The organism is Colwellia asteriadis (genome assembly GCF_039523295.1).
GTDB classification, from domain to species: Bacteria; Pseudomonadota; Gammaproteobacteria; order Enterobacterales; family Alteromonadaceae; genus Colwellia; species Colwellia asteriadis.
The window spans coordinates 55,063-78,186 of the sequence record NZ_BAAAFA010000004.1; the positions used below are offsets into that span (position 1 = coordinate 55,063).

A 23,124-nucleotide genomic window follows, 5' to 3' on the forward strand; every position below is an offset into this window, starting at 1 on the left:
ATTAATAGTATTAGTTAAATAGAGAAAAGTACTGTTGTTTAACAATTTCCCATGTATATCGACGTTGTGCTATTTCAAGCATGCTTTGTGCATTATTAATGTCACTTGATACGTTGATATGATGAGTTAACTCTTCTGTATTTGAAAAGTACGAAGCAACATTTTCTGTGGATGCTCTATTATAGTTACAATCAAATGCGATGACGGTTTTATTAAAATGCATCATTTCTACGAGTGAGGGATTAGTACCACCAGCAGAGTGACCGTGTACGTAAAAAGAGCAGCTTTTTCGTATTTCAAATAATGCTGAAAGATCATATATAGGTGCAATTATATCTATATTTTTTATGTTTTGATACTTAGCCTTCATACGGCGACCAAAATCACTGTTATCCCAATTACCAATGAATTTTAATGGTTTATTTGTATGGCTAAAACTTTCTAAAATCATTTCAACATTATTTTCAGGTTCTATGCGGCAAAGTGCCAGAGCATAGTTTTCATCTGAAAGGGGAATATCAGCGGTCAGTGCATGGTCACCACCATAAGCAATAACTTCTGCACTTACGCCATACTCTTGCGTTACATAATCAGCAATTGCTTGGTTATCGGCAATTACCTTATCAGAAAACTTAACGGCTATTTTCTCAGAAAATTTCAGAAATCTCTTAGTTAAGCTGCCCCATTTACTTCTGCGCCACTCAAGACCATCAATATTAGTAACTATTTTAGTACTGGAAAAAGCTTTAATAAGGGGTAAACAGATAGCACCTGAGACACCCAACAATAAAATATTGTCTGCTCTTTTTATGATAGCGGCATGAATAAGGGAAATAATGTCATATGGAATACTTTGAACGCCATTTGCATTGAGTGGGATATAACGTAAATTGGCGTTTTTATAATGTTTGGGTTGTTCCTTGTAGCTCTTGCTTGAGCAATAGACTGTAATTTTTTTATCAGGTACTTCATTTGATGTTACGTCATCAAGTAGGTTTTCTACTAATGTTTCAAAACCGCCGTAACAAGCAGGAACACCAACGGTACCTAAAATTGAAAGTTTATTCATTATTACTATTTTCTCTTTTTTTTACGACTCTACAAGGTATACCTACTGCAATAGAAAAATCAGGAATCGATTTTGATACCACACTACCAGCCCCAATAACACAACCTTTTCCTATAGTTACGCCATCTAAGATAGTTACGTTTGCGCCAATCCATACATCCGATAGAATTACGATACCTTTTCTTGTTACACCTTGATTTCTTATCGGGATATTTGAGTTGGTGAATATGTGGTTCTCCGATAAAAATTTAACATCAGGACCAACAATAACATCATCACCAATGACTACTCCCCCTTGACCGTTGATGAAGTTGTTGTGACCTAAACCCGTGTTGTTACCTATTTTTATGCCTATACCTAAGTCAGAAATAACACCTGTGCAACGTATAAAACAATTGTCAGGTATATTAACATTATGGCCTAATTCAATGCCTTTGGTTCCAAGGCAATCTATAGTCACCGCCGAGCCAATGGTCAGTGTGCCATGAAGCTTTAACATAGCACTATGCTTAACAATTACACGACTCCCTTTAAACATACAATAAGGTTTACGGAGCCTTATAATTTGAAATAAGAATCCACGCATAAATGCCATTAAACGAGAAAATAATAGAGAGCAAAGAACTATTGAAGTGATTTTTTCATCTAGTCTATAGTTAGGATCACTTTTTATTTTTTGAATGATAAAGTTAGTAAAATGGATTATCAATTTTTCGCCTTACTTAATTCAAACATGTGACTGGCTTTATATTGCCATGACATATGTTCAGGAATAACTCTATGGGTATTATTGTTAGGGTTACTTAAAGCTCTCTTAAAAGAAGATAAGAACTCACTCCTATCAACAATAAATACATCGCTATTGTTATGATACTTTTGAATATCACCAATAAGCGTAGAAACAATTTTATTACCCGAAGCTAAGTATTCATAAAACTTAATAGGGTCGCCTCCATGCTGTTTATTTACTAAATAGGGTATTATACATATGGTAGCGTGCGTAATATAAGCAGGAAGTAAGTCGTAATGTACATCACCAACAAATATAACATTCGTTAAATCTGCTAGGTCTTTATCTGGCTCACCTTCAAGAATTTTTCCAAGAAAATAAAAATCAACATGTTGATTAGCAGTAGCAAGCTCTCTCACAAGGTTGACATCAAACATTGATTGCATTTTGCCAGCGTAGACAGCTATATCTTTATTACTTTTTTTACTGGCATTATATAATTCAGGGCAAGTATGTTTTGCTTGAAAACGCTGGTAATCTACACCGTTCGCCATAAACTCTACGTTTTCATTTTCTTTACAATTAAAATAAGTTAAGGAGTCTTTACCGTTGAAAAATATCTTATCGTAGCTATCTATTATTTGAAAGTATTCTGCTTTTAAATGTTCTCTTAATGGTGCATATGAGTCATGCTTACAAAAATTATCGACTCCATCAAATACTTTTGTCTCAGGAGATAAAAAATTTACAGTTTCTCTAGTTAAAGGAGATGACTCATAACTAGTAAATGAGTGACAGTCTAGAAAGTTTAATGCTTCTTTAAGTCGACTCGTATTACGAAAATAAAGTTCACTGATGAAAGCCTTGCCTTTGAATACTGGTTTTAAAATAGAGAAATCAATAATATCAATAATAAATAGCTTTTCTGTGACTTTTTGAATAGTAATGAAGTTATTTGAATAAATTACTTCACCTTGAGTTTTGTGTTTTTTTTTCTTTAATAATACTTCTAAGAATAAAGTAGGACGATTAACAATAATAACTTTATTTTTACTGTTATCAATTGTCTGACTATAGATGTGAGCATCTCGAGTCCTAAAGCCTTCAACAAGACTTAATTTATAATCATGGAATGGGAAAAAAACAATTGGCATTATTTAATCCTCCTTTTTTTTGTATAAAACATAGCCATCTTTTATAGCTTTGAAAAATAATTTTATATTAGTAAACTTACGAGAAAATAAGAACTGCAATGAAAAAAGAGTCGTGCATATAGATAGGTTTAATAAAAAAATACTCTTTGATTTATTTCGCTTTAAACCTAACCATGTATTATTTCTAACAGAATAGTAAAGTTGCATAGTAGATGCATGACTGTAGCGATTGCTTAATAACCTAGTACCTGTTTTTAAGTGGTAGCTTTTCTCTAAATCTTCAATAGAAACCGCATCAGAAAAAATAATATCAAAACCAAACATGGTGACTAATCTATAGGTGTATTCGTAATCATCAGCGTATAAATACAATTCTTTTTTAGGAAGTACTCCAGCATCGAGCGACTTTCTATTTAATAAAAGCCCGCCGTAGGGAGCAGCTGCTAAATCACCTTGGTATATGTGTTTACCTGTTTGGAATATCGAAAAAAAGTCACGGCCTAAGAATGAGTTAGCACCGCCTATAATCGCCTCGGGTTGTTCTAAGTCCTTTACTTGTTTTGCTCGCGCTCTGTCTGAACGGTGAAAAGAATACAGTTCATTATCCTTAATGTTTAAATCACTAATTATTTTATAGCAATTTTGCGGGACTAAATTATCGTCGTCTAACAGTAAGACATAATCAGAGGTGTTATACTTAGTAACATAATCTAATAACTCATAATAGCCACCTGCAGAGCCTAAATTAGTTTCTGAAAATAATATAATGACACGATCATTTTTATACCTTTCTTTAATTTCAGTTAAGTTAGCTAAAGTCAGCCCATTACAATATACATATATATCAGAAAAATTCTGGCTTAATAGCCTATCTACTACCTGATATAGAAATGTTTTTCTTTCACCATAAGTTAATGTGGCTACTGAAACATTCAACGCCATAAAATTAAACCTTTATTGAACTTGATTAAATACAGCATTTATAAGTCTAACAGTATAAATGAAGAGAATGTTTTAGTGCTATAAGTTGATATTATCCCTAAAAGACAAACAGAAAATACAATTAAGCTTCTTATCGTTCCCGAAAAATATTTATCTAAAATATAAGAGAACATTAATACTTGTAATGGGAAAGCTAAAAACATAAACCGATAAGAGTATTCGCTAAATGAGAACAGTGCGTATACAAATTGAACTGATAAGGTAATGAAAGCCATTCTGGTCAGTATATTATCATCTTTAGCCTTTTCATTAAATTTTAAAGCAAAAAAGTAAATAGATGATAAGAAAATTGACAGTAACATAAAGTATAACTTTACAGTAAGTGACATTAGTTCTTTTTCAATAATTAGGTAGCGAATTAATCGCCCTACAGAGTTAACTTCTCTTGATGTCCCTTGAAATACTCCCATAAACGATAAGGGACTTACGACTAGCCATAAGGCAAAAAATATAAGGCTACAAATGAAAATGAACTTATTCATTTTTTGACTTGAAAAAAACTTCGTAAACAAACTAATAAAAGCAATAATCATATATGATGCGTGTATCAGGGCAGGGGAAAAATTCAATATGGCTAAGCGATTATGGTTGATCACCGTTGCTACTAGAAGAATTAACCCTAAGGATAGTGCGACCCCACCGCGCAGTCCATTGGTTATAAGGTCAAACCCTGGTACAAAGGATAGGAAAAGTACAAGAGAAAGTAATTTATTATCAATTTTTAATGTTTTAGATGATAAATAAAGGAAAATAAGCTGACTAGAGCTCAAGAAAAAAATATAAATTTCAACATTCGAAATTTCGGTAAATATATTGGTTAAAAATGTAAATCCTGGCTCAAATGTGAACTTGGGTTCTATTCTATGGTAAACATTATTAAAGTATTCATAGTATGCTGTGGTATCTACACCTGAATATCTGCTTCTAAAGCCAATAAGAATAGAAGTAACATAAATAAAAAACCACGAAAAAGGCGCATTTAACCTTTTTAGTTTATTTGACCAGCCAAATCCACTTATAAGCAACGCAAGCACTAATAGAAGTATATAAAAAAGGGTCAAAAATAAATCCAATTAACTTGTTATTGATTAAATAGTGCCGAAATATTTTAGAGTTAAAATGGGTTGCCACTAGCAAATTTTTTAACGCATTATTATGTGTTATCGGTATGTGTCTTTTATTTTATATAATACCTAACTAACACGAACAAAACAGATAAAAAGCCACCTAGTAATGTACCAACAATAACTATTAAAGCACGTTTAGGTTTAGCCTTTATTTCAGGTACTTGTGCAGGATCTATTGTTTTAAGTACATACTCGTCTCTAACGTGTGCAAGCATCATGTTTTTTGTTTGTTCTTCAATGAGTTGATAGAAAACAGTTTTCATACTGGCTAACTTGATATTTGACAGTTGTTCGTTTAAATACTCTATAGAGGCTTCAGCTTCTTTTTGATCTTGTATTTTCATAAATTCGTTAATGTCAGCCACTAACCAAGATAACCACTGTTTAGCTAATTCAGGCGAATAAAACTCTATTGCGATAGTGACCATTGATGTTTTTTCATCTTGAGAAACAGTCAATAATTCTAAAAAAGCAGTGTACGCTTCCCAATCAGAAGGAACTTGTTCTTTAGGTGGCTTAACCTGTCTGATCCATTTATTATTACTCTCATCATATACTTCAGTATTTAATACCAACTTATTGGATGAAATATTCCATTTTTCTGCTGCAATTAATGGTACTCGTAGGTCATGTTTGATAATGAATTTTTCAAGGAATGAACGAGAGCGAATTATTTGCAAGGCAAGTGCGGTATTGTCTGCGCCACCGCCACTAAGATTAATACCAGCCATACTCGCTAGCCCACCAAATTGTCCTGCTAATGCTGATAAGCCACCAGCGCCACCATCGGATGAAACAGGAGATAATAACGTAGTGGCTCTATAAATATCGGGTTTTGAAAGTGCAAAAAATATTGATGCAACCGCAAATAAAAAGCTTACTATTATGATAGTTAATTTTTTTGCCCAAATAATGCGCCACAATATTTCCTCTTCATCATACTTTGAAAGAGGTTGAGATGTTTTTTTCATAGCTTGGGTATCTAATGTATTTGGCACGGTTCGGGTACTTTCATTATGAGGGTTGTATTGGTGGTATTTTGAGATTATCTCGAAAAATAATTCCATATTATACGAATAGATAGCAGATTATGTAAAGAGTTTAGTTATCAGCAGTACCTCAATATATATTGAGGTACTGCTGATAACACCTAAGCTTGTTTGCCTTTGTTTTTATTTAGAGATATTTTAAAGAATATAACCGTTTTGGAGCTACATTTATCAATAAAACCCTAAGGGGGAAATGTTTATAACTACTTGTTTTTTTTAAGTTGTCGCGATTATTTTTGGGTGGACTACCAAAGATAAGCCTATTGTTTTTTCATTATTTCTCGTTATGATGTGTTCATAATTTTTAAACCTTGATCGTGATGAGAAAAATGACCTCTAGAATAACTAAAGCAGTAATCCCTGTGGCAGGTTTAGGTACCCGGATGTTACCTGCAACTAAGGCTATTCCTAAAGAAATGCTGCCTATTGTTGATAAACCCTTGATTCAATACATTGTCGATGAGTGTGTCGCTTCGGGTATTAAAGAAATTGTCTTAGTCACTCATTCCTCAAAAAATGCTATTGAAAACCATTTTGATAAGTCGTTTGAGTTAGAAACAACTTTAGAAAAGCGTGTAAAGCGTCAATTACTGGATGAAATTCAGGCTATTTGTCCTAAAGATGTCACTATTATGCATATCAGACAGGGTGAAGCTAAAGGGTTGGGGCATGCAGTACTAAAAGCTTACCCTATTATTGGCGATAACCCTTTTGTGGTTGTACTTCCAGATGTGATTTTAGACGATGCTAGTAGTGATTTAAAGACTGAAAACCTGTCTGCCATGCTAGGTCGTTATCATGAAACAGGCGTAAGCCAAATTATGGTTGAGCCTGTTGCTATTGAAGATGTTAGTAATTATGGTGTTACTGATTGTGGTGGAACAATGCTGTTAGCTGGCGAGTCTAAAGCGATGACGGCGGTTATTGAAAAACCGAGTATTGATGAAGCTCCGTCAAATTTAGCGGTAGTGGGGCGTTATGTTTTATCTGAGAAAATCTGGGGGCTACTTGAGCAAACAAGACCTGGTGCGGGGGATGAAATTCAGTTAACTGATGCTATTGCTAGTTTAATGGCATTAGAGCCTGTTGATGCTTTTCATATGACTGGTAAGTCGCACGATTGTGGCTCTAAATTGGGTTATATGAAGGCCAATGTTGAGTATGCGCTGCGTCATGATGAACTAGGTGAAGACTTTAAAGCTTTTTTAAAGGCGTTAATTTGAATGAGCCTAACTAAACTAAGCTAAATCAAACTAAGTTAACTTAAGCAAAGCAAAGTTAATTAAACAAAAAACGAAACCTAATTGGTTTCGTTTTTTGTTTAATTATCGCTCTCAAGTTCGTTGTTAACACTAAGGTTTTTTGAATTGAAGGGCTTAAAGCTGAAAAGCTATTTAACCTGAACTCGGTTTGAAAAATATTTAATTTATTGAAATATCAGTAAAAAAACAATTTTATGAATCGCTAGTTTGATAGTTTTTCTTTTTTCATATGATAAGCAAGGCAAATTTCCCGAATAAGTTAGGGAAAATAGCTGCTAGAGAAATATTCGTTAAGCCGAGCTCAGGTTGTTTATTGTGCTTTTAAGGTGCTGCCATTTTCTTTAATGCTGTCATCAGACATTAAATAAGCATATACAGGCATAATATCGTCAGGTGTTGCTAATAGTTCTTTATCTTCAGCAGGAAAGGCGCTTGAGCGCATACTGGTTCTGGTTGCACCTGGGTTTATGGCATTAACACGCAAAGTGGTTCCTTCATACTCATCGGCAATCACTTGCATCATACCAACGGTTGCAAACTTAGATATTGCATAAGGCCCCCAATAAGCACGGCCTTGTGAACCAACTCCCGAAGATGTAAATACCATAGAGGCATTCTCAGCCAATAATAACGTAGGTATTAACGCTTGTGCTAATAAATACTGGGCAGTAACGTTAACTTGCATAACATCATTAAAGGTTTGCTCGTGTATTTGGTTAAACGGGGTTAACTCGCCTAAAACTGATGCATTTAATAACACACCGTCTAGTTTGCCAAATTGCGCTGCGATGGTGCTCGACATATCAATATAGTTTTGCTTTGTTGCACCTTTTAAATCTAAAGGGATAATTGCAGGCTCAGCTAAGTTAAGCGCAACAATTTCATCGTATACCGCTTCAAGTTTTTTGACGGTTTTACCAAGTAGGATAACAGTAGCACCTAGTTTTGCGTAAGTAATCGCTGCACTACGGCCAATACCAGCACCAGCGCCGGTAACTAAAATTACTTTGTTGTGTAAATCTGCGTCTTTTATTGAATAATCAAACATGTTGGGATCTTTTAGGTCGGGCGTTGAATCAGAGAAAAATATATACGGTTATTCTACGCGTTGGTATTTTCATTGACGAGTAAAAGTTAAATTTTTAAGAAAAAATATGCTAATTATCGACAATATTTAAGCACAATTGTAAAAACCACTAGCGAATTAATAAATCTTACGTTAAGTTTAACTGGTCTAACAAGTGAAATTACCTAAATAAAGTGATTGATGTGCGTTAAACTAACCTACAAGTTAACTTGTTCATATATTAGGGGTAATACCATTGGGTTTTTACGCTTTTAATGCTTTACTTAAACGGTTGCAGTTAACAAACATCAAATAAAAATTAATAAAACTAATAAAATTGGGCATGGGGAAACTACATGAAAAAGCTAGCACTTAGTATTGCTATTATTAGCGCACTTGGTTTGAGCGCCTGTAATAACGAAACAATTGAAGATGTAAAACAAGAGGTAATAGATAATGGCAGTGCAGTTACGCCATTAGCTCGTATTGTGTTTGATCCCGGTGCCGATGAGCCTAGATTATCTGTGCCGAACGATTTAATGTTCTCTGGTAGCGTCGATGGTACATTAAATATACCTGTGGCCGACTCAAGTGACTTTTCTGACCCTAGTGTTTCAATTAATGGTCTTGATGGTTGGTCAAATACACACCCGTTTAAACTCGCGATAGATTACCCAGAAGGTGTGTCTTTAAATGCTGAAAGTGTTTATAACCCAGAAGCTGTGCATATTTATGAAACCTTGATGGGAGGGGATGCAAGCGACGCTGACTGTCAGAGCTTAACACGCGGCTTAGCATGTAAGGTTGTGAATAAGTTAACATTTGGTGTTGACTATATTACTCAGTTATCAGATGGCCAAATCGCTATTGTTCCTCTCAAACCGCTGAGCGGAAAAACCAGTTACGTCATCGCGTTAACTAATCATATTAAAGATAATAATGGCAACTCGCTGGCGCCAGCTATTTCTTACGAACTGGTACGTCAAGATATTACAACCGCTCCATTAGCGACCGAAAGCCAATTATTATTACAAGGCTTAACGAACAGTTATGAAAATGCTGTTGTTGCTGCTGGCGCTGATAAAGATAGCTTAATCTATACTTTTGCTTTAACTACCCAATCGACTAATGATGTTCTATTTACCGCTAAAGCATTATTAGCTGCGCCATTAGCACAAGGCGGTTTACCGCCAGTAATTGCAGTGGCTGATACTGGTATTTCAGTAGCACAAGCCTTTGAATATTCAGGTATACAGCTGCCAGATAACTTAAAAGCTTTATATTCAACCGGTAATTTATATAAGGGCAGTGTTACATTACCTTATTATTTAGGGGTGCCTTCTATTGCTAACCCTACAGCACCAGTGAACTCACGATGGAAGAGTTTATGTGACTCAGGAGCTATGCTCGCAGGTCTTGCTGCAAGCAACCCAGAAGCTATTCCTGAAGGTCCACTGAGTGAGTCTGACGCTACATGTATGGCAGTGTCTCAAAGTGCGGGTTTACCTGCTCCAGGTTTACGTGATTTAAGTTCAGTGATGCCTGTTGATGTTGAACGTCACTTAACTAAATACAGCCCAGTACCAGCACCAAGCCCGGTAAGTGATATTCCATGGATACCTGATCCGTCAGTACTTGAAGTACAAATGACTACACCAGATATTTCTCCTACTACTGATGCAGTGCGCGCAAGCTTTGGCTTACCAGCATTAACCGAAAAACCAGAATCAGGTTGGCCAGTTATTATTTTACAACACGGTATCACTTCTAAAAAAGAAGATATGCTAGTACTTACCGGTATCTTATCTGCTTTTGGCTTTGCAACAGTAGCTATTGACCACCCGTTACATGGTAGTCGTGGTTTTGATTTAGATAATGTTACCGATGAAAATGGTATGAAGCATGATGAAATTAGTGCTTCAACGGTTTCTGCAACTCACTACATGAATTTAGCGAGCTTATTAACTAACCGCGATAACTTAAGACAGTCAACAATTGATATGCTTGGTCTTCGTTTAGGCTTAAATGTCGTGGTTGGTGCTGATATAGATGCATCTAAAGTGCAAGTGGTAGGTCATTCATTAGGCGCTATTGCCAGTGTTAATTTTACAGCTTTAGCTAATACGCCACTAAACCCAGCCCTTGATGGTTTATTTAAAGTATCGAGTGCTTCTTTAGCAATGCCTGGCGCCATGATTGCAAACTTCTTAATGGAATCTGGCGATTTTAGTCCATTAATTAAAGGCAATTTAACGTATAAAGCTTCACCTGCCTTTAAAGCTATGGTTGATGCCGCTTACCCAGAAGGTGCAACAGAAGCCGAGCTTAGAGCGGCATTTAAGGCTTTCTATAGTGCGCTAACTCCTGAACAGCAAGCTGGTTTAGATGCAACTTTTGCTCAGTTTGGTTTTGCGGCGCAAACGGTTGTCGACTCGGCTGACCCTGTGAATTATGCTGGTATTATGGCAATGACTAATACACCAACTCATTTAATTGAAGTGGTAGGTAATGGTGTCGATGTCGGTAATCCTACATGTACGGATATTGCGTTAACAGATAACTGTGCTGATCAAGTGATTCCAAATAGAGTGTCAGTATCACCACTTGGTGGTACTGAAGGGGTTATTGCTTTATTAGGTTTACCTAGTGTGAGTAGTACAACACAAGGCTCTGGTGCTGTTAGGTTTGTATATGGCCACCATAGCTCTATTTTAACACCTGCAGCAGTACCTGCGGCACCTGATGCTGTTAAAACAGCGCAAGCGACACAAGAAATGCAAACCCAAGTTGCTGCTTTCTTTGCAACAATGGGACAAGCAATTACGATTACTAATACTGAATTAGTTAAGTAATTTGATATGAGTTTATAGTCACTCACCGTTTGGTGAATACTGATTAACTCATGAATAGAAACCCTCGTATGAGGGTTTTTTTTATATGTCTGATAAAAATTTTAACCTCAAAAAACGACAAGCCTGTGCAATAAACTAAATTAGTGTAAAATCTTCGATAACTTTACGATTAACTCAATTAATTTTCAGGAGCTCTTTTGGAATTTTTATATGAATACGGACTTTTTTTAGCTAAAGCGGTAACCTTTGTTTTAGCTGTTGTCGCCATTATCATTGCCATTGCTGGTGCAGCAATGAAGCAACAACACAAAAAGGGTGAGCTTGATATCACCGATCTTTCTGAACAGTTTGAAGATACAGAGCAAGATATTATTCATGCGCTATTAACGAAAGAAGAACTTAAAGAAAAAGAGAAGCAAGATAAAAAAGCGGCCAAAGAAAAAGCCAAAGCCGATAAAAAATCAGCTAAATCAGGCGATGAAGTAAAACCGAGTAAAGCTCATGTGTTTGTTGTTGATTTTAACGGCAGCATTGATGCTAAAGAGGTAAGTTCACTACGCGAAGAGATCTCAGCTATTTTATCGGTAGCCACTAAACAAGATGAAGTGTTTTTACGCCTTGAAAGTGGTGGCGGTATGGTTCACGGTTATGGTTTAGCGTCATCTCAACTTGACCGTTTACGCCAGCAAGAAATCCCATTAACAGTTTCGGTTGATAAAGTAGCGGCAAGTGGCGGCTATATGATGGCTTGTGTCGCGAATAAAATAATTTCAGCGCCTTTTGCTATATTAGGCTCTATTGGGGTTATTGCACAGGTGCCAAATTTTAATAAGCTATTAAAAAAGCATGATGTGGAGTTTGAGCAATTTACCGCAGGTGAGTTTAAACGCACAGTTACCATGTTTGGTGAGAACACTGAAAAGGGTAAGCAAAAGTTCATTGAAGAGCTAGAAGAAACCCACGTATTATTTAAAGACTTTGTTAATGAACATCGCCCAAGCCTAGACATTCAAAAAGTGGCAACGGGTGAGCATTGGTTTGGTACAACCGCGTTAGCCTTAGGTTTAGTTGATGCGATTCAAACTAGTGACGATTACCTTCAAGCGAAAAGTAAAACCCATAAAGTGGTTGCTATAAAATATGAAGTAAAAAAAGGTCTAGCTGATAAATTCTCAAAAGCTGCGTCGTTATCTGCAGAAAGCTTTATTGGAAAACTGCTACAGCGTAATCGTATATTTCCTAGTTAACCTGAGCTCGACTTAACAAATGTTTCTCTAGCAGCTACTTTTCCTAACTTCTTCGTTAAATTTACTTGCAATAGGCTAGCTATTGACGCGAAATTTGCCTTGCTTATCATATGAAAAGAAGAAAAACTATCAAGCTAGAGACTCAGAAAAGTAATTTTTACTGATATTTCAATTTGTTAAATATCTCTTAAACCGAGTTCAGGTTAGTTAGTTTGAAGGTTTGGATAACTGCTTGAATAATTACTTAGATACAGGGTAGATATACTACTTTATCTATCTTATCTATTAAAGGATGCTTTAGCAGTATCATTACAAATAAAAAATTACAAATAAAAAGGGTTAAAGCATAATGCTTTAACCCTTTTTAATTTATAACCTTTAATAAGTTAAATATTACTGTGGTTTATCTAAGTGATTGAAATCAATGTTCTCTATATTTTGCCCAGCATTAGGATCTAAATACATCTCTTCATCGAACTGATTTTCACTTTTAGCGACAATAACACTGACCATGCTATCACCCGTAACGTTAACCGCGGTACGTGTCATATCAAGTAATCTATCAACACCAATAATTAATGCTATGCCTTCAACCGGTAAGCCAACTTGATCTAATACCATTGCCAGCATAATTAAACCGACACCAGGAACACCCGCTGTGCCAATTGAGGCTAAAGTGGCAGTTAATACAACCGTAATATAATCAGTTAAAGTTAAATCTTGGTTGAATACTTGTGCGATAAATACAGTAGCAACACCTTGCATAATCGCGGTGCCATCCATATTAATGGTTGCACCCAGCGGTACGGTAAATGAGCCGATAGAGTTTTTTACACCCAATTTTTTAGTGGCGGTTTCTAAAGTTACCGGAATGGTTGCATTAGAGCTTGCGGTTGAAAAAGCGAAAATGGCAGCATCACGCATTTTTTTAATGAAAATTAACGGGTTCAAACCAGTTAATAACTTCAAAATAATAGGGTAGGTAAGTAGAGCGTGCGCAATTAATACAAAAAATACAACGCCAAAATACCAAGCTAGATTTTCTATTGTTTCAAAGGATGTTGTGGTAAATAAGGTCGCTAATAGTGCAAACACACCATATGGAGCTATATTCATTAAAATAGTTACTAAGCGCATAATTACCACGCTTAAATCTTCAAATAAAGTGGCGACACGCTCACCCGACTTACCTGATAATGCAATAGCTACTCCAAAAAGTAAGGCAAAGATAATAACTTGCAGCATATTTCCTTCTGCAAATGAAGCAAAAGGATTGGTAGGGAACATTTGAATTAATACTTGTGCTAAAGAAGGCGCTTCTCGGCTCTCAAAACTACTGCTGGTTGGCATATTGACGCCTTCACCTGGGCCAACGAGTAATGCAACAAAAATAGCTAAGCTGATGGCAATAGCGGTCGTTGCTAAATAAAGCCCTATAGCTTTACCACCAATACGGCCAAGTTTAGTGGTATCTTTGAGTGAACAAACCCCACAGACTAACGAGACAAAAACTAATGGCACCACTAGCATACGTAAGCTGGCCATAAACACTTGACCTATTACTTCAAGCACACCATCAACTAAAAAGCCTTGTAATGATAATTGGAAGAAGTAGAGTTCAAAAGTTTTATCTTTACCAGCAGGCATTAACCACTGGAGAAATGTACCGAGTAAAATGCCGCTGATCATGCCAATCACTATACGGCCAGTTAAGCTCATTTTTTTATTTTCAGCAGGAGTATTTGAGTTTGTTGTCATAAGAATAAATGCTTACTTTTATTGTTGAACGTTATATAGCACTAAGGTTACCAATAATTGCGCTTATACAAAACCACTTTATCAATAAGCCTTATGATATAGGTAATAAAAAATACCAGGTGCTATCAACGCTTATGTTCATTATTGTGTACTTGATTTTTTTCTAAAAATTTATTTTCAACTAAATGCTTATCTTTTGGCTTACTCAATAGTTAAGTAATTACAGTCTTTAACTTTTTTTAATTTAGCAGTACCTTTTTGTTATTTATCAGTTAATATGGGGGAATAATACTAATAGAAATAAACAGAGGATGCATTTATGCAGCGACTTCGAAAGTTGAGTTTTAGCCTACTACTGATGTCTTTAATGACCTTGGTAGCTTGTGGCGGTGGTGATGGAGATCTTACTGGTGGTAATGATGGTGGTGGTACTACTTCCCCTGATCTCGAAACGATAACTATTGCAATAAGTAAATCAGACGGTGATCTTTCAGGTGATAATGATATCACGTTAACGGCGACCGTAATGCAAGGAACAGAAGCGGTTGCTAGTAAATTAGTTACCTTTGAGTTAAGTGATGAGACGTTAGCGGTACTTGAAAATGCAGCAGGCACTAAATCAACCGATAGTAGCGGTGTTGCAACTATGGTGGTTAAAGCGACTAACCTAACGGGTGGTATTAATGTAACGGTTTCAATTAATGATGAAGACGTTGCCCCGGTTGAAATTGCTTTTGATAGTGTTGGTGGCGGCGCTGGTGGCTCAGTTGGCGACCCAGTAGCTGACAATATCACTCTACTTGCAAGCTCAACACAACTTGCGTCAAGTGGTGCGCAAAAAATCACCTTAACGGCAATCGCAAAAGGTAGTAATAATAACTTACTCGAGGGCGTTAAAATTGCTTTTAGAGCTACATCAGGTGATTTAGGTTATGTATTAGATGAGAGCGGCCAGGTTGATAAATCTACTACAACTGATGCAGAAGGTAAAATAAGTCGAACTTTAACGACAGAAACAGATAGTAGTAATCGTACTATCTCTATTACCATTACAAGTGGTAATGTTACTGATACTCTTAAAGTAGATGTTGTTGGTACAACCGTGTCTTTAAACGGCTCATCGGCGTTAGCTATTAATGATATTAATAACTATAACGTTAAGGTACTCGACTCTGATGGCAATGGTATTGCTAATGCAGAAGTAAATCTCTCACTTGAGGATAGTACTGCAAATGTTGAATTACCTACTAGTGTTACTACGAATAGTGTTGGTCAAGCTACTATTCCAGTTAAAGGGGTTGCTGGAGGTAGCAATACTATTATTGCCAGCTCATTAGGGGCGATGACAACTAAAAAAGCAACTATTCAATCGGATTCATTTTTATTCTCAAGCTTTAGTAATGGTACAAGCAGCGTTAATCCAGCAGTAAGCGAAATTCCTGATGTGTTACTTTCTAATGATGTGTTACTTTCTAATAATATGGCTTCAATAACGTTAACTTGGAAGCAGCTTGATGCACAAAGTAATCTTGTGCCGGTACCAGATGGCACAGTAGTTAAATTTAGCACTACACGTGGTACATTAACGACAAGTTCAGCAACAACGGTTAATGGTAAAGTAACGGCTACCTTAACTTCACAAAATGCTGGTAAATCATTAGTAACTTTTATAGGTGAAAATGGCGCAATAGAGTTATCTAATCAGCTAGAGTTTGAGTTTGTTGCTCATGAAGAACATCGGTTAATTGCTCAAGCATTTCCAAAATCTATCGGCCCTAATGGACAATCCTCCACAGTATCAGTTGTAGTTCGCGATGAAGCAGGTAACTTAGTCAAAAATAAAACTATTGATTTTAGTTTAGACGATGTTACTGGTGGTGAAATTAATCCTGCTTTTGCTATTACAGATAGTAACGGTAATGCATCAACAGTATATACCTCTAATAGCAACTCAGATCATGATGCTATTTCTATTACAGCTACCGTAAGAGGTTCAAGTCCTGAGGTTTCTGATGAGGTGAAATTAACCGTTGCGGATCGAGAAGTATTTATTAAGTTAGGTACAGGCAATACTATTTTACAAGAAGACAACAATACCTATAACAAACAATACTCTGTATTTGTGACAGATATAGATTCAAACCCTGTTTCGAATGTAACACTTACGGTTTCTGCTATACCCAAAGAATACCATAAAGGTTATTGGGTTGTGGTTGAAGATAAAGGAGAGTTCTCTCATTATGCACCTGTTTATACTACAACCTGCGCAAATGAAGATATTAATGGAAATGGTATTTTAGATGATATTGCAGTGCCGGTACCAGAAGAAGATACAAATAACGATGGCCAATTAACACCAGGTAACATTGTTAATGCTCAAGGGACAGTAACAACTAATGGGCAAGGCTTTGCAACTATTGATATTCGATACGCTGAAGTTTTTGGTTATTGGGCGAATATTGATTTAATTGTTTCAACGGAAGTTAATGGCACAGAAAGTTTTTCTCGAGCATTATTTAACTTACCAGTGAATAGTGAAGATGTTACCAATGAAGATAACGCTCCAGCAGCATTTCTTTGGCCAAGCGGCCCGTTTGGTATGTCTGCTTTCTGTACAGACCCTAACTAAGTTTTTTAATTTGATTACTTAGTTATTATAAAGTTAAGAAAGGCTCCATTTGGAGCCTTTCTTGTTTTTAATGATTTATAGTTAGTCACTATTTATTAGAATCAAGTAGAAAAATTGATTAGTCCAATATGTATAACTCGTTAGCGGTAATTATTACTTCGACATCTCTTTAAGTAGAAACGCAGAAATTTCAGCGCCAACTTGTAAAGTTTTATCACGTCCTATTTCACCTTGCCCTGAGCTATCGGTGAATGGGGCTATTTCCATCATGTCTGCGCCCGTAATAGGGTACCTTGCCGCAAGAGCTTTAAGTATTTGCATTGTCTCTGTAGGCATTAATCCACCTGGTTCTGGTGTACCAGTGGCGCTGGCAAAGCTATCATCAATGGCGTCAATATCAAAACTTACGTAAAGCTCATCAATATTTTCATTGGCTAACTGCGCCAAAATCTTGTCAATGGTTTGGTTAACACCTTGTGCTTTGATTTCATCAGCCCAGTGTTGTCTTACGCCAAAAGTACCTTCCCAGTGGCTTTTCGGCTTGCCGCTTGAGCGAATGCCTACTTGTATTAAATGATGGCGCTCATGTAAATCATCTAATATGTGAGTACACCAAGAGCCAAAACATAAGTCGATACCTAAACGCTCAACGAGTAAGTCTGTATGAGCATCAAAGTGAATAATAGCGGCACGTTTTCCTTGTTTTTTCTTTGCTTGTAAATAGGCTTTAGTGAGTGGGTAACTTACGCTGTGATCACCACCAATACCAAAAATACCTTTGTCAGGAAATTCAGCATAAAAGTCATGTAATACATCTTCAGTAATGCTTAGCGGGCTAACGCAGTATTCGCTATTTTCATTGTGATATAGCGCTTTTCTACAGTTTGCTAGCGTGCTTTCGTTGAGGTATTTATCGCTTAATAAGTGCGGAATAACTCTTACATCACCTAAGTCAAAAGCCGTCAATTCTGGATATTGTGTTAATAAACTTGAACGTAAAAATAGTGGTCCCCAGTTAGCGCCACGTAAAATGCCGCCACCACAGTCTGAGGCAACACCTAAAATAACTGCTTTTGGAGCCTTAGGCAGTTCATGTAAATAGGCTTTCCATAAATCATCAATATTAGTGGTTTGACCGAAAATAGTTTGGTGTAGTTGCTCTTTACGCTCTTTAGCGGTATTAACCGTAAAAACGCCATTTCCCGGAGGGCATAGGCATTGTTCTAACTTGTGTTGAAAGTTTGAAGTAAGTGTACTCATTGGTTATCCCGATGGTTAAATTGTGTTGTTTTAATAAGTTATACCAACCAGACCAATTAATTGCTCATTTAGTGAGAGTTAAAAGGTTTAGAGGCAGGCATTGATTGAAGAGAATGGTTAATCCCTTGTCACAACCAATACCTCAGCATGTAGGCCTTTTAAACTCACCCTTTGGTAGTTCATCAGCAAGCGAGTAACAGCACAAAATGAATGAAATATAGCGTAACTATGTTTAACTCATCTCGTTTGTTCTAAGCTTGCTAATGTCGCTCTAAAGTTGGTCAATTAATTAATCCACTTGGTATTAATGAATTAAGTGACGACTGCATGTGAATTATTATATTTACTCTTTTTCACGATCAGCCCTTATGTTTTTCGGTAAAGTCTATTATGATTGCCGCTAAAAATAGGCTAAATCTGATTATTTGTCATTAGATAGTAAATAAAGCCTTATTATAGCTAAAATGAGCAAATGGGTGAATAGCGTCAGCTCATGATGAGCTTTATATAAAAAGAATTACTTGTCAGCTTGCATATTTATAGATATACCTATAAATAGTTATGCGTTTGTTTTTTTCATATTTTATTGTTTTTTTTATTGCTAGCTAAGTCATTATAAAGAAGCTCGCACTTTTTTAACTTAATTTAGTATTTGAATAAAAAGACAATAAAAAAAATTGTCTTTATCGTAGGATTAAAAATTTTTATGGCAAAATCATTAGTTATTGTCGAATCGCCAGCCAAAGCGAAAACAATTAACAAATATTTAGGTAAAGACTTTATTGTAAAGTCGAGTGTGGGTCACGTACGTGATTTACCTCACAGTAGCACCGGCAAAAAGGTTGCCGCTAAGTCGCCTGCTGAGGTGCGTAAAATGGCACCTGAAGCAAAAGCCAAATATAAAGCTAAACGCGATAAACAAGCACTTGTTAACCGTATGGGTATTGATCCAGAAAATAATTGGGCAGCTAATTATCAAATATTACCCGGTAAAGAAAAGGTCGTAACCGAGTTAAAAAAACTTGCCGATAATGCTGACACTATCTATCTCGCAACCGATTTGGATCGCGAGGGAGAAGCGATTGCTTGGCATTTAAAAGAAATTATTGGCGGTAGTGATGATAAATTTCGCCGTGTAGTTTTTAACGAAATAACCGAAAGCTCTATTCAACAAGCTTTTGCTACACCGGGTGAGTTAAGTATGCCTGGGGTTAACGCACAACAAGCTCGACGGTTTTTAGATCGCGTTGTTGGCTTTATGGTAAGCCCGCTATTATGGAAAAAAGTAGCGCGTGGTTTATCTGCTGGGCGTGTGCAATCTGTTGCAGTAAAACTGGTTGTTGAAAAAGAGAGAGAAATTAAAGCGTTTGACCCTAAAGAATTTTGGGAAATTAGCGCTGATACTCATGCGAGTACAGGCGAAGTTTTAGCGCTTGATGTTACCCATGAAAACGGTAAAGCGTTTAAGCCAACTAATGAAGCGGACACCAATAAAGCATTAGCGGTTTTACAGCCTGCCGATTATTCGGTAACTAAGCGCGAAGACCGACCTTCTAAAAGTACGCCGTCAGCTCCTTTTATTACTTCAACACTACAACAAGCCGCTAGTACTAAACTCGGTTATGGCGTTAAGCGTACTATGGGCCTAGCACAGCGTTTGTATGAAGCTGGTCACATTACTTATATGCGTACCGACTCAACTAATTTAAGTAAAGATGCTGTAGAAATGTGTCGTAATTTTATTAGTAACAGTTTTGGTGACGACTACTTGCCAGAAAAACCGAAAACTTATGGTTCTAAAGCGGGCGCGCAAGAGGCTCATGAAGCTATTCGTCCATCTAATGTTAAACTTGAGGCCGCTTTACTTGAAGGAATTGAACCAGATGCGAAAAAACTCTATGAGTTAATTTGGCGTCAATTTGTTGCCTGTCAAATGACTGCTGCGCGTTATACTGTGAGTACATTAACTATTGGTGCCGCGCAGTTTGAATTAAAAGCGAAAGGCCGAGTGATGCAATTCGATGGTTGGACAAAAGTTCACCCTCAATTAAGTAAAGGTGATGATAAACACTTACCTGACTTACAAGTTGGCGAAAAAATTATTCTCGACAAGCTAGAGCCTACTCAACACTTTACTAAGCCACCTGCACGTTATGGTGAAGCTTCATTGGTAAAAGAGTTAGAAAAACGCTCTATTGGTCGCCCATCAACCTACGCATCTATTATCTCAACGATTCAAGATCGAGGTTATGTTCGTTTAGATAAAAAACGCTTTTATGCAGAAAAAATGGGTGAAATTGTTACCGATAGCCTTTCAACCAGTTTTGAAAAGTTAATGAGTTACGACTTTACGGCAAACATGGAACAAGAGCTTGATGGCATTGCCGAAAATAAGCTTAATTGGAAAAGTGTATTAGATGATTTCTATAAGAGTTTCACTAAAAAGTTAGCGCTTGCTGATACTGGTGTTGAAGATGGTGGTATGCCAACTAATGATCCGGTATTAACGGATATTGATTGTCCAACGTGCGGTAGAAAAATGGGTATTAGAACAGCTACAACGGGTGTTTTTCTGGGCTGTTCAGGTTATGCCTTACCACCTAAAGAGCGTTGTACTACCACCATGAACCTAACGTCAGGTGAAGAGGCTGTTAGCGTTTTAGCGGAAGATCAAGAAACCGAAGCTCTGCGCGCTATGCATCGCTGTAAAAAGTGTAATACTGCCATGGATAGTTACTTAATTGATGAAACACGTAAACTGCATGTTTGTGGTAATAACCCTCTTTGTGACGGCATTGAAGTTGAAAAAGGTGAGTTTAAGATTAAAGGCTATGATGGTCCAATTCTAGATTGTGACCGTTGTGAATCGCCAATGGAGTTAAAGTCAGGTCGCTTTGGTAAGTACTTTGACTGTACTAATAGCGAGTGTAAAAATACGCGTAAGCTGTTAGCTAATGGTGAAGCCGCGCCGCCAAAAGAAGATCCTGTTCATCTACCAGAGCTCGAGTGTGAAAAATCTGAAGCGTATTTTGTATTACGTGATGGTGCGGCGGGTATTTTCTTAGCAGCTCATACTTTTCCGAGATCTCGTGAAACTAGGGCACCTAAAGTTGCTGAATTGAAGCGCTTTAAAGATAGAATTTCAGAGAAGTTTTATTATTTAGCGGATGCACCTGAGCAAGATAATGAAGGTAACTTAGCGGTTGTTCGTTATAGTCGTAAAACTAAAGAGCAGTATGTTATGACTGAGCTAGAGGTTGATGGTAAGGCTAAAGCAACCGGTTGGACTGCGAAGTATATAGACGGCAAGTGGGTTGAAGATACTCCTAAAAAGAAGCCTGCTAAGAAGAAAGCTGCGGTAAAGAAAACCGCTACTAAAAAAGCACCAGCTAAAAAAACAGCAACGAAAAGTAAAGATTAATACTTCTTAAAGTGCTTAACAAAAAAACCGTTGCAATGAGGTTGTAACGGTTTTTTTTATAATCAATTCTTTATAGTTAATAAGTTAATAAGTTAATAAGTTAATAAGTTAATAAGTTAATAAGTTAAAATTAAAGTACACTTTTACTTAATCTAATCCTTCTAGCTCATCTATTACCCTTCTTGCTTGAGCAAGCGTGCAGTCTGTTAAGGCGATTAACTTAGTTACCGTATTGATGTTTTGACGTGCGGCCAAAGCCATTAAGCTAGCGTGATTGAGTTGCTGGTATTGTTGCTTTAAATGTTTAGCTAACCATAGCCAACTCGCTTCATTTTCCGATTCGATGAAGTTAACGATATTATGCAGCTGTTCGGTGTTTGCGGTAAGTAACCAATTTCTAGACCTACCTTGGCGTTGTAAGACACAGCCTTGCTCTCTAATCATGGCCTTGAGTGCATATGCTCTCAAGGTTCGTCGTAAAAATGAGGGTAAAGCAATGGTTTTATCTACGTCCACAATATTCCCTATCTAATCTGAACTCGGGTTATATATTTCAAAATAAAAAAACCAGCATCTGCTGGTTTTAAGTAAAGTATTGTAATAAATAGCTACCACTTCTTTTTTGGCTGAAACAGCATATCAAGCTCGTCTTCTTCATTCTTAGCTTTTTTAGCGGCATCTTTTGCATTGGTATTTTTCAAGGCACTAGTAATTTCTTCAAGCTGTTGAGTAACTTCCTCTTGCTTAGTTGTAACGTACTCTGTTTTTATCGGACTATTTGCCAAACTCTGCAGTGCTTTTTCAAAATACTGTCTTGCTGAGCCAAGCATTTCTTTACTGTAGGCTTGGTTGCCGCGTTTAACTAAGCTTTCTATATTAATTTTTAACTGCATCGCAGCCAAACGCTGCTCTTCTTGAGTAAAGGTTTGAGCATCTAATGCACCTTTAGCTTGCTCAGACTTTAATACCGCACGAATTTTTTTGATGCACTGTAATATGCCAACGAGTTGTTGCTCATTATCCGGTAAGACAAAAGCCTCTTCACTAGGAGGCTGATTTGCTAACTCTTCCGAGGCCGTTAATCGTGATTTGAGTTCTTGCACTCTATTTTTAATGCCTTTTACGTCAGGCATTAATTGTTGCATTGCTTTAGCCGCATTCAAACTACGCTTATTTAATATTTTAATTATATTAGGGTTACTAGGTAGGTTGGCTAAATTCAATATCAATTCTTCACTTTCATCGATAATTGCTTTTTGTTTTGCAACCTTAATACGCTTTTCTGTTTCAAGCTTTTCTTTATGTTGTTGAATAGAGCTAACCACTACAACAAAAATAATTAAGGCGATGATTAGACCAATAATAATAGCTATCATGTAAAGTTCTCTTGGTTTTACTGGTGAAGTAAAATAAATCGTTTTATGCAGTCTACAAAAAATGCTTTGTTTAGCATAGAGCTAGTTGTCATTTTGCTAAATTATTCCTGTAAATGAGTAAA

Annotated in this window: 16 protein-coding genes; 5 read left to right on the top strand and 11 right to left on the bottom strand. The window is 36.6% G+C overall.

What is annotated here, in order from left to right:
- Positions 1-10: 10 nt before the first annotated feature.
- The 6 genes from ABD005_RS06735 to ABD005_RS06760 all read right to left on the bottom strand — a co-directional run bounded on the left by ABD005_RS06735 (position 11) and on the right by ABD005_RS06760 (position 6,149).
- Positions 11-1,069, bottom strand: coding sequence for a DUF1972 domain-containing protein (locus ABD005_RS06735; RefSeq protein WP_343816515.1), 1,059 nt, complete (start codon positions 1,067-1,069; stop codon positions 11-13).
- Positions 1,062-1,778, bottom strand: a complete 717-nt coding sequence (locus ABD005_RS06740) for an acyltransferase (RefSeq protein ID WP_343816517.1) — start codon at positions 1,776-1,778, stop codon at positions 1,062-1,064. The genes ABD005_RS06735 and ABD005_RS06740 overlap by 8 nt, the downstream gene beginning before the upstream one ends.
- Positions 1,775-2,953, bottom strand: a complete 1,179-nt coding sequence (locus ABD005_RS06745; protein ID WP_343816519.1) for a glycosyltransferase — start codon at positions 2,951-2,953, stop codon at positions 1,775-1,777. The genes ABD005_RS06740 and ABD005_RS06745 overlap by 4 nt, the downstream gene beginning before the upstream one ends.
- A 3-nt stretch (positions 2,954-2,956) precedes the next feature.
- Entirely contained in the window at positions 2,957-3,895 is a 939-nt protein-coding gene (locus tag ABD005_RS06750; protein ID WP_343816521.1) for a glycosyltransferase, read from the bottom strand.
- 38 nt (positions 3,896-3,933) lie between these two features.
- Positions 3,934-5,028, bottom strand: a complete 1,095-nt coding sequence (locus ABD005_RS06755) for an EpsG family protein (RefSeq protein ID WP_343816523.1) — start codon at positions 5,026-5,028, stop codon at positions 3,934-3,936.
- Positions 5,029-5,132: 104 nt separating this feature from the next.
- Positions 5,133-6,149: a Wzz/FepE/Etk N-terminal domain-containing protein gene (locus ABD005_RS06760; RefSeq protein ID WP_343816524.1), complete on the bottom strand. Its 1,017-nt coding sequence runs from the start codon at positions 6,147-6,149 to the stop codon at positions 5,133-5,135.
- A 311-nt stretch (positions 6,150-6,460) separates the two neighbouring features.
- Here ABD005_RS06760 and galU point away from each other — a divergent pair, with 311 nt between their 5' ends.
- Positions 6,461-7,354 (top strand): UTP--glucose-1-phosphate uridylyltransferase GalU, encoded by an 894-nt coding sequence (galU, locus tag ABD005_RS06765; RefSeq protein WP_343816526.1) that lies wholly within the window; start codon positions 6,461-6,463, stop codon positions 7,352-7,354.
- 349 nt (positions 7,355-7,703) lie between these two features.
- Here the strand turns inward: galU and ABD005_RS06770 are convergent, their stop codons facing one another.
- On the bottom strand, positions 7,704-8,441 hold the full coding sequence (locus ABD005_RS06770; protein ID WP_343816528.1) for a YciK family oxidoreductase: 738 nt from the start codon (positions 8,439-8,441) through the stop codon (positions 7,704-7,706).
- A 374-nt stretch (positions 8,442-8,815) separates the two neighbouring features.
- On the opposite strand from ABD005_RS06770, the gene ABD005_RS06775 reads away from it, so the two are divergent.
- Positions 8,816-11,311: a VolA/Pla-1 family phospholipase gene (locus tag ABD005_RS06775; protein ID WP_343816529.1), complete on the top strand. Its 2,496-nt coding sequence runs from the start codon at positions 8,816-8,818 to the stop codon at positions 11,309-11,311.
- A gap of 197 nt (positions 11,312-11,508) precedes the next feature.
- On the top strand, positions 11,509-12,558 hold the full coding sequence (gene sohB / locus ABD005_RS06780; RefSeq protein WP_343816530.1) for a protease SohB: 1,050 nt from the start codon (positions 11,509-11,511) through the stop codon (positions 12,556-12,558).
- 393 nt (positions 12,559-12,951) lie between these two features.
- Here sohB and ABD005_RS06785 read toward each other — a convergent pair whose 3' ends face one another.
- Entirely contained in the window at positions 12,952-14,316 is a 1,365-nt protein-coding gene (locus tag ABD005_RS06785) for a dicarboxylate/amino acid:cation symporter (protein WP_343816531.1), read from the bottom strand.
- A 319-nt stretch (positions 14,317-14,635) separates the two neighbouring features.
- Here ABD005_RS06785 and ABD005_RS06790 point away from each other — a divergent pair, with 319 nt between their 5' ends.
- Positions 14,636-16,945 (top strand): Ig-like domain-containing protein, encoded by a 2,310-nt coding sequence (locus ABD005_RS06790; RefSeq protein WP_343816532.1) that lies wholly within the window; start codon positions 14,636-14,638, stop codon positions 16,943-16,945.
- Positions 16,946-17,098: 153 nt separating this feature from the next.
- Here ABD005_RS06790 and ABD005_RS06795 read toward each other — a convergent pair whose 3' ends face one another.
- Positions 17,099-18,205: an arginase family protein gene (locus tag ABD005_RS06795; protein ID WP_343816533.1), complete on the bottom strand. Its 1,107-nt coding sequence runs from the start codon at positions 18,203-18,205 to the stop codon at positions 17,099-17,101.
- A gap of 706 nt (positions 18,206-18,911) precedes the next feature.
- Between ABD005_RS06795 and topA the strand changes: the two genes are divergently transcribed.
- Positions 18,912-21,626 carry a type I DNA topoisomerase gene (topA, locus tag ABD005_RS06800; RefSeq protein ID WP_343816534.1) on the top strand — a complete coding sequence of 905 codons (2,715 nt, stop codon included), beginning with the start codon at positions 18,912-18,914 and terminating at the stop codon, positions 21,624-21,626.
- Between the two features lie 147 nt (positions 21,627-21,773).
- On the opposite strand, the gene ABD005_RS06805 is transcribed toward topA, so the two are convergent.
- Together ABD005_RS06805 and ABD005_RS06810 are read right to left on the bottom strand one after the other, a co-directional pair.
- Entirely contained in the window at positions 21,774-22,142 is a 369-nt protein-coding gene (locus ABD005_RS06805; protein ID WP_215978542.1) for a ribosome recycling factor family protein, read from the bottom strand.
- 92 nt (positions 22,143-22,234) lie between these two features.
- Entirely contained in the window at positions 22,235-23,002 is a 768-nt protein-coding gene (locus ABD005_RS06810) for a hypothetical protein (RefSeq protein ID WP_215978541.1), read from the bottom strand.
- Positions 23,003-23,124: the final 122 nt, after the last annotated feature.